General features: G+C 70.3%; 15 protein-coding genes. 5 read left to right on the forward strand and 10 right to left on the reverse strand.

The features are described from left to right. Nucleotides 1-116 precede the first annotated feature (116 nt). From B9Y70_RS10270 to B9Y70_RS10315, 10 genes are all read right to left on the reverse strand, one after another. Complete coding sequence (locus B9Y70_RS10270; protein WP_085550182.1) at nucleotides 117-704, reverse strand: GtrA family protein; 588 nt, start codon at nucleotides 702-704, stop codon at nucleotides 117-119. A gap of 15 nt (nucleotides 705-719) precedes the next feature. Next, on the reverse strand, nucleotides 720-1559 hold the full coding sequence (locus tag B9Y70_RS10275; protein ID WP_085550183.1) for a pseudouridine synthase: 840 nt from the start codon (nucleotides 1557-1559) through the stop codon (nucleotides 720-722). Further along, nucleotides 1552-2661, reverse strand: a complete 1110-nt coding sequence (dapC, locus tag B9Y70_RS10280; protein ID WP_085550184.1) for a succinyldiaminopimelate transaminase — start codon at nucleotides 2659-2661, stop codon at nucleotides 1552-1554. Before dapC ends, B9Y70_RS10275 begins: the two co-directional genes overlap by 8 nt. A 3-nt stretch (nucleotides 2662-2664) precedes the next feature. Then, on the reverse strand, nucleotides 2665-2988 hold the full coding sequence (gene fdxA, locus B9Y70_RS10285; RefSeq protein WP_085550185.1) for a ferredoxin: 324 nt from the start codon (nucleotides 2986-2988) through the stop codon (nucleotides 2665-2667). 58 nt (nucleotides 2989-3046) lie between these two features. Further along, on the reverse strand, nucleotides 3047-3439 hold the full coding sequence (locus B9Y70_RS10290; protein ID WP_085550186.1) for a hypothetical protein: 393 nt from the start codon (nucleotides 3437-3439) through the stop codon (nucleotides 3047-3049). Next, nucleotides 3436-4287, reverse strand: a complete 852-nt coding sequence (mshB, locus tag B9Y70_RS10295; RefSeq protein WP_085550187.1) for an N-acetyl-1-D-myo-inositol-2-amino-2-deoxy-alpha-D-glucopyranoside deacetylase — start codon at nucleotides 4285-4287, stop codon at nucleotides 3436-3438. The genes B9Y70_RS10290 and mshB overlap by 4 nt, the downstream gene beginning before the upstream one ends. Beyond that, a complete protein-coding gene (locus B9Y70_RS10300; protein WP_085550188.1) occupies nucleotides 4284-5885 on the reverse strand; it encodes an ABC transporter family substrate-binding protein in 1602 nt (533 codons plus the stop codon). Before B9Y70_RS10300 ends, mshB begins: the two co-directional genes overlap by 4 nt. An 8-nt stretch (nucleotides 5886-5893) precedes the next feature. Next, complete coding sequence (locus B9Y70_RS10305) at nucleotides 5894-7048, reverse strand: MFS transporter (RefSeq protein ID WP_085550189.1); 1155 nt, start codon at nucleotides 7046-7048, stop codon at nucleotides 5894-5896. A 1-nt stretch (nucleotide 7049) separates the two neighbouring features. After that, a complete protein-coding gene (gene typA / locus B9Y70_RS10310; protein WP_085550190.1) occupies nucleotides 7050-8963 on the reverse strand; it encodes a translational GTPase TypA in 1914 nt (637 codons plus the stop codon). A gap of 126 nt (nucleotides 8964-9089) precedes the next feature. Next, nucleotides 9090-9665: a hypothetical protein gene (locus B9Y70_RS10315; protein WP_085550191.1), complete on the reverse strand. Its 576-nt coding sequence runs from the start codon at nucleotides 9663-9665 to the stop codon at nucleotides 9090-9092. A 270-nt stretch (nucleotides 9666-9935) separates the two neighbouring features. Between B9Y70_RS10315 and B9Y70_RS10320 the strand changes: the two genes are divergently transcribed. From B9Y70_RS10320 to B9Y70_RS10335, 5 genes are all read left to right on the forward strand, one after another. Further along, nucleotides 9936-10610: an Rv1157c family protein gene (locus B9Y70_RS10320; RefSeq protein WP_085550192.1), complete on the forward strand. Its 675-nt coding sequence runs from the start codon at nucleotides 9936-9938 to the stop codon at nucleotides 10608-10610. A gap of 5 nt (nucleotides 10611-10615) precedes the next feature. Beyond that, entirely contained in the window at nucleotides 10616-11161 is a 546-nt protein-coding gene (locus B9Y70_RS10325) for a ribonuclease FAU-1 family protein (RefSeq protein ID WP_085550193.1), read from the forward strand. A 78-nt stretch (nucleotides 11162-11239) separates the two neighbouring features. After that, on the forward strand, nucleotides 11240-11401 hold the full coding sequence (locus B9Y70_RS12885) for a hypothetical protein (RefSeq protein WP_162841660.1): 162 nt from the start codon (nucleotides 11240-11242) through the stop codon (nucleotides 11399-11401). Between the two features lie 16 nt (nucleotides 11402-11417). Beyond that, nucleotides 11418-11762, forward strand: a complete 345-nt coding sequence (arsC, locus tag B9Y70_RS10330) for an arsenate reductase (glutaredoxin) (protein WP_085550194.1) — start codon at nucleotides 11418-11420, stop codon at nucleotides 11760-11762. Between the two features lie 107 nt (nucleotides 11763-11869). Then, nucleotides 11870-13522 carry an NAD-dependent epimerase/dehydratase family protein gene (locus tag B9Y70_RS10335; RefSeq protein WP_085550195.1) on the forward strand — a complete coding sequence of 551 codons (1653 nt, stop codon included), beginning with the start codon at nucleotides 11870-11872 and terminating at the stop codon, nucleotides 13520-13522.

The following is a 13522-nucleotide window of genomic DNA, read 5'->3' on the forward strand; positions in this document are numbered from 1 at the left end:
GGGCGCCTGGAACGTCATCCCGGCGGGGTGGTGCACATCCCACCGGATGGTGGGCCACCCCGCAGCAACACCCACCCCCTCCGCGACCTGTCCGCCCGAGGGCCCCGCAGCGACCCCTAAACCGGTGACTGCTCGGAGACCACCCGCGTGCCACGGCGGGGTTTCCGGAATGCCCAGAGCTTGTTCACGAGGAAGTTGACGGGCATGGCCACGACGATGGAGATGGCGGTCGCCCAGTAGAACTTGGTGCGCAGGCCAGAGGAGTCGTCGAAGATCTCGGAGGACAGCGCGATGGGTGAGGTGGGGTTCATGAGCAGCGTCGCTACGATCTGGCTGACGATGAACGCGCCGATGCCGGTGAGCAGGAAGGGGAAGAAGCCCCGCCACCAGGTGCGCTGGGGGATGCCGCGGAAGGTCCAGCTGCGGTTGAGCTGGTAGTTCCACGTGTTGGCCACGAGGAAGGCGATGGTCATGAAGATGTTGAACCAGCGGATGTTGAAGTCGGTGCCCAGCAGCGGCAGGAAGACGTCGTGTTCGGAGATGCCGGCGGTCCAGCCGGCGACCTTCTTGGAGATGACGCTGACGATCAGGTTGACCACGGTGCCGGATCCCCCGACGATGCCGAACATGAGGAACTGGCGGGTGGTGTTCTGGATCCGGGCCAGCGCCGTTGCGTTCGACCCCACGGGACCTCCTGTGCTCATGACTGTCGATTCAGCTTAGCCCCACCCAGGGGCGGCGACGTGGAAGGCTCGTCGGCGTCCGCTGTGAGGATCGTCGAAGGACACCGCCCCGGCGCGCAGGCGCAGTTCGCGGGTGAAGTCGTAGAGGTCGAGGCCGCGGTCGACGGGGTAGGTGTCGTCGCCGTCGATGGGCATGCCGAGGTGGTGGAGCACGACGCGGATCTGGTGGGTGTGGCCGGTGACGGGCCGGGCCTCCACCTCCCGGTCCCCCACCCGGCGGAGCCAGGTGCGCGTCTCGACGCCCCCGTCCCCCACCGTCACCTGCCGCTCCCCGCGCCGCTTCCGGAGGGGCAGCACGACGAGCTGCCAGTCGCCGCCGATGGTGACCTCGCCGTCGACACGCGCGCGGTAGAGCTTGTTCACCCGGCGCTCCTGGAAGAGCCGCTGGTACGCCCCGCGCGTCGCCGCCCGCCGGGAGCAGACGAGCACGCCGGAGGTGAGCCGGTCGAGGCGGTGGAGGGGCACGATGTCGTCCTCGCCGAACTCGACGCGCAACCGCGTCTGCACCGTCTCCCGGACGAGCCGTCCGTTGCTGGTGGACGGCAGGAAAGGAGGCTTGTCGACGACCACCAGGTCCTCATCCGCGAACAACACCGTGTACCCGAAGGGGATCGGGGCCTCCGCGGGCACGTCGGGGTGGAACCACGCCGGCTGCGGACGGTCGAGCTCCGCCCCGGCCGGCAGGAGGGTGCCCCACCGGTAGGGGGCGTCCCCGGCGGCACCCGCCCAGTACTCCCGGTCGGTGGGGACCACCCCGCGCAGGACGACCCGCTGCGGGGAGATCCCCTCCCGGGCCGGGAGGGGCGCGTCAGACAACGGCGGCGAGGCGGGCGGCGGCGGCGTCGATACGCTCGTCGGTGCCGGTGAGCGCCATACGGATGTGACGCTCGCCGCGGGGCCCGTAGAAGTCACCGGGGGCGACGAGGATGCCCAGCCCGGCTAGCCAGTCGACGGTGTCCCGGCAGTGCTCGCCGCGGGTGGCCCACAGGTAGAGGCCGGCCTCGGAGTTGTCGACGGTGAACCCGGCGTCGATAAGCGCCTTCATGAGGACCGCCCGACGACGCGCGTAGACGAGCTTCTGGGCGGCCTCCTGCGCGTCGTCCTCGAGCGCGGCGACCATGGCCTGCTGGATGGGACCGGGCACCATGAGGCCCAGGTGCTTGCGCACCTCCAGCAGCTCGGAGATGAGCGCCGGATCGCCCGCGAAGTAACCGGCGCGGTAGGACGCCAGGTTCGACGTCTTCGACAGGGAGTGGATCGCGATGAGTCCGGTGTGGTCGCCGTCGCACACGCGCGGATCGAGGATCGACACCGGCTCCTCCTCCGCCCACCCCAGCCCGAGATAACACTCGTCGGAGGCGACGATGACGCCCCGCTCACGCGCCCACGACACCACCTTGCGCAGGTGCTCCACACCCAGGACCTTGCCCGTCGGGTTGGAGGGGGAGTTGAGGAACAGCAGGTCGGGGGTCTCCGGGCCGATCTTCAGCAGGGAGTCGGCCCGCAGCACACGGTTCTCCCCCACCAGGGCCGCCACCTCGTAGGTGGGGTACGCCACCTCGGGGATGACGACGAACCCGCCCCGGATACCCAGCAGCGTCGGCAGCAGGGCGATGGCCTCCTTCGTGCCCACGACGGGCAGCACGGCGTCGGGGGTCACCCCCACCATGTGGTAGCGGCGCACCAGCCCCTCCGCGATCGCCGCCCGCAGCCCGGGGGTGCCGGCGGTCTGCGGGTAACCGGGCTCCGCGGCGGCCTCGGCCAGCGCCAGCTGGATGCCGGGGGCCACAGGATCGACCGGGGTGCCCACGGACAGGTTGACGATGCCGTCCGGGTGCGCCGCCGCCGTCGCCTTGGCGTCGTCGAGGGTGTCCCAGGGGAAATCGGGCAGACGGGTTCCCAGCGGCGTGCGGGCCACGGACTACTCCTGGTTCTGCGGCGGAAGCGCGGCGACGAAGGGATGGTCCTTGTCGACGGGGCCGGTCTTGGCAGCCCCACCGGGGGAACCGAGGTCGTCGAAGAAGCCGACGTTGGCGTCGTAGTACTGGTCCCACTCCTCGGGGACGTCATCCTCGTAGAAGATGGCCTCGACCGGGCAGGCCGGCTCGCAGGCGCCGCAGTCGACGCACTCGTCGGGGTGGATGTAGAGCATCCGCTTGCCCTCGTAGATGCAGTCGACCGGGCACTCCTCGACGCAGGAGCGGTCGAGGACGTCCACGCACGGCTGGGCGATGATGTAGGTCATGGGTATCGGGCACTCCTTTTAAACCACAAAAAAGAACTGGATAATCGAACCTAGTATGTCACTTACCCCGCATGAGCGGCCAGACGCCTCCGGCCACACCTGCGCAAAGCAGCAGCACACTACGAATATTACTGCCGACCAGCTGGTCGCCCGTGACGACAACCCCCATCATGAGCGCGAAGTAGCCGGCGAGCCACACGTACAGCGGGATCGCGGCGACGACCGGCTCGGGGTTCCACAGGCGGGCGGTGCGGGTGAGCACCATGTTGAACAGGAACGCCAGCACGATGGTGTAGGGCACAGCGAGGCGGGCCCCACCGGGCAGGGTCACCCAGGTGCCGAGGTAGACGACCTCGAGCAGCACCGAGATGAGCGCGGCCACTGACAGCCAGATGAGACCGCCGACGGCCTCGCCGCGGCTGAAGTCGGTGCGCACGAATCCCCGGCTCATGCCAGGAACTCCGGGAGGGTGCCGGCGCCGAGCTGGTAGTACTCGGAGGGCAGGAGGGGCTGGGCGTGGAGGTTGGACAGGGCCCACACGGGGTGGGTGCCGTGGCCCCACGCGGCCTGCGGGTTGGTGGTGGAGACGGAGCCGTCGGCGAACCAGATCTGGGTGGCGTGCGCCCGCATGGCCTCCCGCTTGGCGGCGAGGGCGGCGTCGTCGAGCGGCACGACCAGATCATGCTTGTCGACGCCCTGGTTCTCCACGTACTCCGTCGACGGCAGGGTCCACCCCTCCGGGACGGTGTCGATGGCGTCGATGCCGGCGCGGAACTCGGCGAGCGGGGTGACGGTCCACAGGATGTCCCGGTCGCCGGCGGCGGCGTGGGTGATCTCGTGGGCGCGGATGTGGTCGGGGTGGCCGTAGCCGCCGTCGGGTCCGTAGGTGATGACCAGGTGGGGGTCCTCCGCGGCGATGATCTCGGTGAGCAGCGCGACGGCCGCCTCCCCGGAGTTGACGAAGGCGCGCGGGTTGTGGTGGGCGGGGCTGCCGGCCATGCCGGAGTCCCGGAAGCGGCCTGCCCCACCGAGGAAGGTGCCCCGCACACCGAGCGCGGCGAGGGCGCGGGTGAGTTCGGCGATGCGGAAGCCGCCGAGCTGGTCGGCGTGGTCGTTCGTCAGGTGTGCGAAGGGGGCTCCGATGACCTCGCCCTCCTCGCCGAGGGTGCAGGTGACGACGAGGACGTCGGCGCCGCGGCGGGCCAGGTCGAAGAGGGTGCCGCCGGTGGTGATGGCCTCGTCGTCGGGGTGCGCGTGGACGGCCACCACGCGGCGGCCGACGAGATCACGGGTGGTCATGGCTTCCTCCAGCTCGCGACCGTCGATATTCCGGCGGTCCAGTTCTCCAGGTCCGGGTCCGGTCCCACGATACCCTCGCCCAGGACGAGCATCCGCCGCTCCCCCAGCAACGGGACGCTGACGTGTTCGCGGGCGTTGGTGGCGTCGAAGAAGGCCTCCCCCTCGTCGAGAGGCACAGCCCCGGAGATGAGCCCCTCCGCCGTGCCGTGGGTGTCCTCGGCGCAGTAGCCGGAGAGGTTGCCGGAGCGCGGGGCCTCCGGGGTGGGCGGGCACAACCAGCGGCCGGCCTGCTCGAGGATGCCGCTCTCGGCGCGCTGCCAGGCGATGACGGCGTCGACGTCGCCGGCGGGCAGCTGCACCCCGGTGAGGTCGGCGAGGTCGGAGGTGACCGTCTCGGCGCGGACCTCGAACTGGGAGAGCAGGTCGACGATGGTGCGGGCGGCGGCGAGGGAGGTCTCGTCGGCGGGGTCGACGCCGAGGCGGAGGGGCCGCCCCTCCTCCCCCGTCAGGCCGGGCAGCAGCTCGGGCGGGCCCTGCTCGACGGCGCGGGCGGGGGTGTGGGCGGGGACGGCGAGTTCCGCGGTCCGGCCGGCGGCGAGGCGGGCGATGAGGGGGACGTCGAGAAGCGAGTGCAGTTCGACGCGGACCGCATGGTCCGCGAGCAACGGGGAGGAGACGGACATCGTGAGCGTGAGCTCGCGGGGTTGGTCGACGAGGCGGACCTGGGTGTCGCGCATGAGGCGGTAGGAGTCGACGCTGGTCTCCCCCGGGGTGGTGTCGAGGAAGTTGAGCTGGCCGCTGCGGAGCTGCTCGACGCCCTGGGTGACGGTGCGGACCTCCTGGAAGGTGACGCGGTCGGTGGCGGCGGGGTCGGCGCCCCAGAAGCGGTCGTTGCGGTTGAGGGTGACCACGCCGCGGGACCGGTCGACCCTCTCGATGGAGTAGCGGCCACCCGAGGCGGGCATCCCGTCGACGAAGCCGGAGTCGAAACGCGCGACCTCGCCCTGCAGGACGTGGCTGGGCAGGAGGTTGTCGAACATCTCCCGCCAGTCGGCGACCGGGGTGTGGAAGTCGACGTCGACGGTGCGTCCGTCGGCGCTGGTGCGGATCCCCTCGATGGCGCGGTAGCCGGCGGGGTCGATGACGCCCGCATGGCCGGTCATGCCCTGCCAGAGGTAGCGGAAGTCGGCTCCCGTGATGGGTGTGCCGTCCGACCACTGCGCCGCCGGGGAGATGACGTAGCGGACGGTCTGCACCACCGTGCCGGGCGCGGGCTCGACCTCCCCGGCGGACTCGAGGAGGTTGGTGTCCATCGCCCCGTCGCGGAAGGCGCTGGGCAGCACGAGCGAGCCCATGGAGCGGGTGAACGTCGAGTCGTGCGCCTGCAGGTGGGGGTTGAACCCGGCGGGGAGGGGGTCGACGCCGACGGTGATGATCTTGTCGCGTCGCGACGGCACCTCCGTCGTGGTGGGGGCCGCACTCGACGTGGCGGGGGTGGTCTCGGGCTCGGCTTCCTCCACCGGGGGCGGGCCGGGGTTCGCGGCGCAGGCGCTCAGCGAGGCGGCGAGCAGGAGGGCGGGGAGAAGTCGGGCTTTCACACTGTCGATTATGTACCAGGGCTCTCGCGCAACGCGGATGCCAGGACGGTGACCACGACACCGGCGACCACGATGAGGCCGAGCGCCCAGCGCAGATCGGTGGCGGCGGACAGCCCGCCGAGGACGGGGCTGGTGGCCAGGAAGCCGACGCGCATGAGCCAGCTGACGGCCGTGACACCCGCCCCCTCCGAGACGCCGGGCAGGCGGGCCGCGGCGGCGAAGGCGCTGGGCACGAGGGTGGCGCAGCCGAAGCCGGCCAGGGCGAAGCCGAGGTAGAGCAGGCCCGGGGACGTCGCCGCCATGACCAGTCCGCCGCCGAGGGCGATGAGAGCCCCACCGGTCCGGGCGACAGCCACCCGCCCGAAGGCGTCGATGAGCCGGTCGCCGGTGAAACGCCCGATCGTCTGCGCGGCGAGCACGACGGTGAACGCCACGCCCGCCTGGCCGAGCTCCACCCCCACCAGTTCGACGGAGGCGAGGCCGGCCCAGTTGTTGGCGATGTCCTCGATCATCGTGCCGGAGGTCGCCACGAGGGCGACCGGCAGGGTGAGCCACATGAGGCGCCCCACCCCGACCCGCTTATCGACGCCCGCGCGCGTCGCCGGGGGCTCCCCGCGCGGGACCGGCCCGGTGAGCCACACGCCGACGGCGAGGGTGGCGATGATGGCCGCCGCCACGAGCGCCAGGTGGACGCGCAGGTCGAGGCCGCTGCTGGCGGCGAGGGTGCCGCCGATGCCGCCGGCGACCGCCCCGAGCGACCAGCAGGCGTGCATCGACGACAGGATGGAGCGGCCGGAGGCCGCCTCGACGCGCACTCCGGCGACGTTCTGGGAGACGTCGATGACGGCGTCGAGAAGCCCCACCGCGGCGAGCAGCCCCGCCAGCATGACCGCCGACGGGGCCCACCCGACGGCGGCGATGAGCAGGGCGAGGACGACGGTGCCCCAGAACACGACCGGGCGCGGTCCGAAGCGGTTGACCGCCAGCGAGGGCAGCACCGTCGAGACGAGGGAGCCGAGGGCGACCGCCGCGACCATGAGGCCGAAGGCGAAGTCACCCAACCCCCACTGCGCCTTGAGGGTCGGGTACCAGGGCAGGACGGAGGCCAGCGCCGCGCCGTTGGTGGCGAAGAGCAGGCCGACGCCGAGAGCGGGGCGCAGCACCCTACTTGTTGAGGGCCTTCTCGCGGGAGCGGGCGCGGGCGCGCTCGGTGGCGTTGAGGATGACCTTGCGGACGCGCAGGATGTCCGGGGTGACCTCGACGCACTCGTCCTGGCCACAGAACTCCATGGCCTCGTCGAGGGAGAGGACGTGCGCCTTGGCGAGGGTGACGGTGGTGTCCGCGGAGGCGGCACGCATGTTGGTCAGCTTCTTCTCGCGGGTGATGTTGATGTCCATGTCCTCGTCGCGGTTGTTCGCGCCGACGACCATGCCCTCGTAGGCCTCGGTGCCGGGCTCGACGAAGAAGTTGCCGCGGTCGGACAGCTGCTGCAGGGCGTAGGAGGTGATCTGGCCGGAGCGGTCGGCGACGAGGGAGCCGGTGGCACGGTCCTTGATCTCGCCGGCCCACGGGCGCGGCTCGAGGGCGTAGGAGTTGGCGATGCCGGTGCCGCGGGTCTCGGTCATGAAGGTGGTGCGGAAGCCGATGAGGCCACGGGCCGGGACGTCGAACTCCATGCGGACCCAGTCGCCGGAGCCGGTGTCCATGGACACCATCTGGCCCTTGCGGGCGGCCATGAGCTGGGTGACGGCACCCTGGTGCTCGGAGGGGACGTCGATGACCATGCGCTCGAAGGGCTCGTGGACGGTGCCGTCGACGATCTGGGTGACGACCTGCGGCTTACCGACGGTCAGCTCGAAACCCTCGCGACGCATCGTCTCGACGAGGACGGACAGGGCCATCTCGCCGCGGCCCTGGACCTCCCAGGCGTCGGGACGCTCGGTGGGCAGGACGCGGATGGAGACGTTACCGATGAGCTCCTGGTCGAGGCGGGCCTTGACCATGCGGGCGGTGAGCTTGTCGCCACCGCCGCGGCCGGCGAGCGGGGAGGTGTTGACGCCGATGGTCATGGAGATGGCCGGCTCGTCGACGGTGATGCGCGGCAGGGCCACCGGGTTCTCCGGGTCGGCGAGGGTGTCGCCGATCATGATCTCGTCGATGCCGGAGATGGCGGCGATGTCACCGGCGACGACCTCGCCCTCGGCCGGAACGCGGGTGGTGCCGACGGTGCGCAGCAGCTCCGCGATGCGGACGTTCTTGGTGTGCGGGTTGCCCTCGTCGTCGTAGTGGATCCAGGCGACCTGCTGGCCCTTCTTCAGGGTGCCGGCGTGGACGCGGACCAGGCCGATGCGGCCGAGGAAGGAGGAGGAGTCCAGGTTGGTGACGTGCGCCTGCAGCGGGGCGTCGATCTCGGCGGAGGGCTCCGGGAGGACCTCGTAGATGACGTCGAACAGTGCCTGCAGGTCGGCGGCGTCGGGGGCGACACCGTTGCCCGGGTTCTCGGTGGAGGCCTTGCCCTCACGGCCGGAGGCGTAGAGGACCGGGAGGTCGAGCAGCTGCTCGGCGGCCTCGGCGGCCTCCGGGTCCTCGAGGCCGGAGGCCAGCTCGAGGAGGAGGTCCTGGGCGTCCTCGACGACCTCGTCGATACGCGCGTCCGGGCGGTCGGTCTTGTTCACCAGGATGATGACCGGCATCTTCGCGGCCAGGGCCTTGCCCAGCACGAAACGGGTCTGCGGGAGCGGGCCCTCGGAGGCGTCGACGAGCAGCACGACGCCGTCCACCATGGACAGGGCGCGCTCGACCTCGCCGCCGAAGTCGGCGTGACCCGGGGTGTCGATGACGTTGATGATGAGGTCACGGCCGTCCTTGCCGGCACCCTGGCGGCGCACGGCGGTGTTCTTGGCCAGGATGGTGATGCCCTTCTCGCGTTCGAGATCTCCGGAGTCCATCACGCGGTCGGTGACACCACCGTGGTCGTCGAACACGCCGGACTGCTCCAGCATGGAGTTGACGAGGGTGGTCTTGCCATGGTCGACGTGTGCGACGATGGCGACGTTGCGGAACTCAGGATGAGACACGGGTGGGCTGCTCCTATAAAAAGGGGTCGCGGCCACGGGGCACGCGATGTATGAACAGCCCTTGACGATACTCGCACTATGGGGGTATTGCACTATCGAGTGTCGCGGAACACCGGCGACGGACCTCTACTGTGGCGGGCACTCCGGGTGGAACTCCTCCAGGCGGACGACCTGGTCCACCAGCGGCGGGTCCGCGGGTCCCGCGTCCTCGTTCCACACGTCGATGATCGCCTGGCCGGGAGACAGTGCCTCCAGGGCCGTGCGGGAGGCCGATCCATTACTGATCACCTCGATCTTCCGGGAGGTCGTGCCGTCGGTCTCCGGGCTGACGATCATGATGTGGTCGGGGTTCGGCGGCTCCGTGACGGGCTGCTCCGCCCACCTCGGTGCCTGCGGGTTGCTGAGGTTGACCTCGAACCTCCCGGTCTGCGGCTGATCGGTGACGATGCGCCCCAGAACCGGATTCGGTTCTCCCCCGAGGAGTTCGCGCCCCTGGATGACCTCCATGGCATGCACGCGGAACTGGCAGGCCTCGATGTGGGCGATGACATCGCCGGCCTCGTTCATCCCCAGGGCCAGGCCGCCGCGGAAATCGTAGTCGGTCATGTCGACGAGGTTCCCGCACGCCGTCAGCACCGTCAGTGCCGACACCACTGTGAGGGCCCCCACCGTGCGCAGGGCGGGCTGACGGAGCGGCACCATACCCGCCACCCTACGCCGCTGCTCATCCCGCATTTCCACGGAAATGTAACGAAAGAGTCTCAGGCTGCGAAAGATCAAGTAACCGGGATTTCTCCATTCCGGTTGATTCTGTCACGCAAGTGAATATTGTTGGGTAGCGAAACTACTGTTACTCAAGTTGCAATTGTGACAGCCGCGCCGCGCGGCGGGCCGTGACATGCGCAACACCGCCTCCCTGAGATCACCCCGGAAGAGAGCCTGTCAGTGGGACACACCGCACGACACACCCTGATGAAGAGGATGTCCACCGCTGTCATCGCCGCCGCGTTCGCCACCGCCGGCACCCTGGTCGCCGCCCCCTCGGCGACGGCCAGCTCGATTCCCGATCTCTCCAGCCACAACCCGCTTGACGAACTGGGCCGCCCCACCGAGCGCACCCAGGCGGAGATCCGCGCGCTGGCCGACCAGCCGTGGATGCCCGCCGACATCCGGAACATGCTGCTCTCCGCCCTGGCCTTCGCGGCCGGGGACAACGGGGACGGCGGTCCGGAGCTGCCGGAGGACGCCCCGACGTTCACGCAGTTCTACTGGCCGACCGTGTCGGGCTCCTGCATCGGCGGCGAGCTCGACGCCGTCGGCACCGCCATCGCCGTCCCCGGCCCCGCCGAGATCCCGGCCCCGGGTGCCGCCGACGGCCAGACCGCCTTCGTGTTCACCGCGCTGGGTACCGCCCCGGCCGCGGCCGAGCAGGGCGGCATGCACGTCAACTGGGTCAACATCAACACGTTGCAGCACGGGGCCACCCCGCTGGGCAACCACGGCATCAACCCCGACGGGCCGGCGACGCTGTCCGGCACCGCGGACACCGGGCACGGCACCGTCGTCGCCCTGGTGTCGGGTCGGGTCCACACCGCCGACGGGCCCTGCGACTTCATCCCCACTGCCGCGATCATCGACGCGAGGTAACAGTCATGACTGCTGATCTGCATCCGGTCAAGGAAGAGACCTTCAACACCACCGACCGGATCAACATCGACCCGAAGGGCCACCTCCGCGAGGTCGACACCTACCAGGTGACCGACTTCGGCCTCTACATGGCCCGCGGCGCCAACCACCCGAAGTTCGGCTACCTGGAGTCGTGGCTCCTGCCGAAGCTGGGCCTGCGCGCCAACATCTTCCACTTCCGGGACGGGGTGGACGAGCGCCAGGACTTCTATTTCGACGTCGCCGACATCCACGTCCAGGACGGCGTGTGGTCCACCCGTGACCTCTACGTCGACCTCGTCTCCGTCACCGGTGAGCCGATCGACGTCCAGGACATCGACGAGCTGGCCGCCGCCACCTCCGCGGGACTCATCTCCGCCGAGGACGCCGAGCGCGCCATCGACACCACCCTCACCGCCGTCGAGGGCATCACCCGCCACCGCGATGACGCGATGGAGTGGCTGCGCACCCTCGGCATCGAGCTGACCTGGGCGGACAACGTCACCCTCGTCCCCGCTGCGCAGGCGAAATAGTTACGACATTGTTGGGATGCGGGCCACTTTTCCGGGGTAGGTTGAGGGTAACAACCACCCACGAGGAAAGGACGCATCATGACCGAGAAGAAGTACACCTGGGAGTTCCCCGAGGACAAGCCCTTCAAGCACAACCATCCGGAGGATGTGGGCAAGGAGACCCCGGAGCAGCGCGAGGAGCTGCCCGAGGAGTGGGGGCAGGAGTCCTTCCCCGCCAGCGACCCGCCCGCCAACTACTGACGGCTAGGGTTGTGGCATGAACGCGACGATCTACCACAACCCCCGCTGCTCGAAGTCCCGCCAGGCGCTGGACCATCTGCGCGAGCGGGGCATCGAACCCGAGATCATCCGGTACCTGGATGACACGCCGGACGTCGATAAGCTCAGGGAGCTTGTCGACGCCGCGGGCATCACCGTCCACGACGCGGTGCGCACCCGCGAGGCGGAGTACTCCGAGCTCGGGCTCTCGCCCGACACCCCGGACGAGGCGTTGCTCGCCGCCATGGTGGCGCACCCGCGCCTCATCGAGCGGCCGTTCGTGGTCACCGACAAGGGCGTGCGAATCGCCCGCCCGACCGAGGCCATCGACGACATCCTCTGACCCCGCGGCCCCGCTACCAGCCCCAACCCATCGCATGCTTGAAATGTGATGGGTTTTCCCGTTTCCTCGGCAGTACAGACCATCACCGGAAATCCGAGGAGAACATCATGAAGGTAGCCATCGTCGGCGCCACCGGAAACCACGGCACCGCGGTCCTCCGCGCCCTGCACGAGACACCCGAGGTCACCGAGATCGTCGGCATCGCCCGCCGACTACCCGAGCAGGACCAACCGCCCTACGACGGGGTGGAGTGGCGCTCCATCGACATCGCCGGCGCCTCCACCGCCGAGGACGCCGTCAACTCCCTCGCCGAGGCCTTCGCGGGGGCCGACGCCGTCGTCCACCTCGCCTGGATGATCCAGCCCAACGACCGCCGCGACCTGCTGCGCCGCGTCAACGTCGAGGGCACCGAGCGTGTCACACAGGCCGTCGCGCAGGCGGGCGTCCCGCACCTCGTCGTCGCCTCCAGCGTCGGCGCCTACTCCCCCGACGCGGCCCGCTCGGGGGACGGTGAGCCGCCGCTGCGTGACGAGTCCTGGGCCACCGGCGGCATCGACACCTCGCACTACAGCGTCGACAAGGCCGCCCAGGAGGAGGTCCTCGATCGCTTCGCGGCCGCCCACCCCGACATCACGCTCACCCGACTGCGCCCCGGCCTCACCTTCCAGGGCGACGCCGGGTCGGAGATCCGGAACTACTTCCTCGGCGACCTCGTCCCCGTCGGGGCGCTGCGCGCCGGGAAACTGCCCGCGCTGCCCGTGCCGAAGGGCATCCGCCTGCAGGCCGTCCACGCCGACGACCTCGGTCGGGCGTATGTGGCGGCGATCCTGAAGAAGGTCGGCGGGGCCTTCAACATCTGCGCCGACGACGTCCTGGGCCCGCAGGAGCTGGCCGACATCGTCGACCACGGGCGCTACATCGAGATGCCGCCCGCCGTCGTGCGCGCCGGCCTCGTCGCCGCCCACAAGGCGGGCACCGTCCCCGCCGACGCCGGCTGGCTCGACATGGGCATGGAGGTCCCGCTCATGGACAACTCCCGCGCCGCCACCGAACTCGACTGGCGTCCGAGCTTCTCCGCCGCGGACGCCCTCGCCGAGCTGCTCGAGGGCATGATCGAGGGCCGCGGACTGCCCTCTCCCCCGCTGCGCCCCCGCGAGAAGGACGAGCGCCTCAATCCCGCCGCGGGTGAGCCCGCCGGGGAGGGCGCGGACGCCGGTGCCGGATCGGCCGCCGGCGGCGAGGAGAAGATCCCCGAGCACTACACGAAGGATCTGCTCGAGCTGTACCTCTCCGACCACCTCACCGGCGCGACCGCCGGGGTCAACCGCATCGAGCGGATGGCCGAGGACTACGTCGACACCCCCATGTTCGCCGAGCTGTCCGCCGTCGCCGACGAGATCCGCTCCGACCGCGAGCTGCTGCGCAACATCATCGAGGACCTCGGCCTGGCCCGCAAGCCCTACCGGCAGGCCGTGGCCTGGGTCGGTGAGCGCGTCGGCCGCCTCAAGCTCAACGGCCGCGTCCTCGAGCGCTCCCCCATGACGATGCTGCTCGAGGCGGAGCTCATGCGCTCGGCGGTGAGCGGCAAGCTGGGTGGCTGGGAGACCCTCCGGGAGCACGCCGCCGGGCTCAACCTCGATCCGCAGGTGTTTGAGGACCTCATCGCCTCCTCCCACCGCCAGCTGGAGACGATGGAGAAGGTCCACGCCTACGCCCGCGAGCGCGCCCTGCGCGACAACCGCGAGACCTTCTGGGAGTGA

Origin of the sequence: Corynebacterium pollutisoli, assembly GCF_900177745.1 — a bacterium.
Lineage (GTDB): Bacteria > Actinomycetota > Actinomycetes > Mycobacteriales > Mycobacteriaceae > Corynebacterium > Corynebacterium pollutisoli.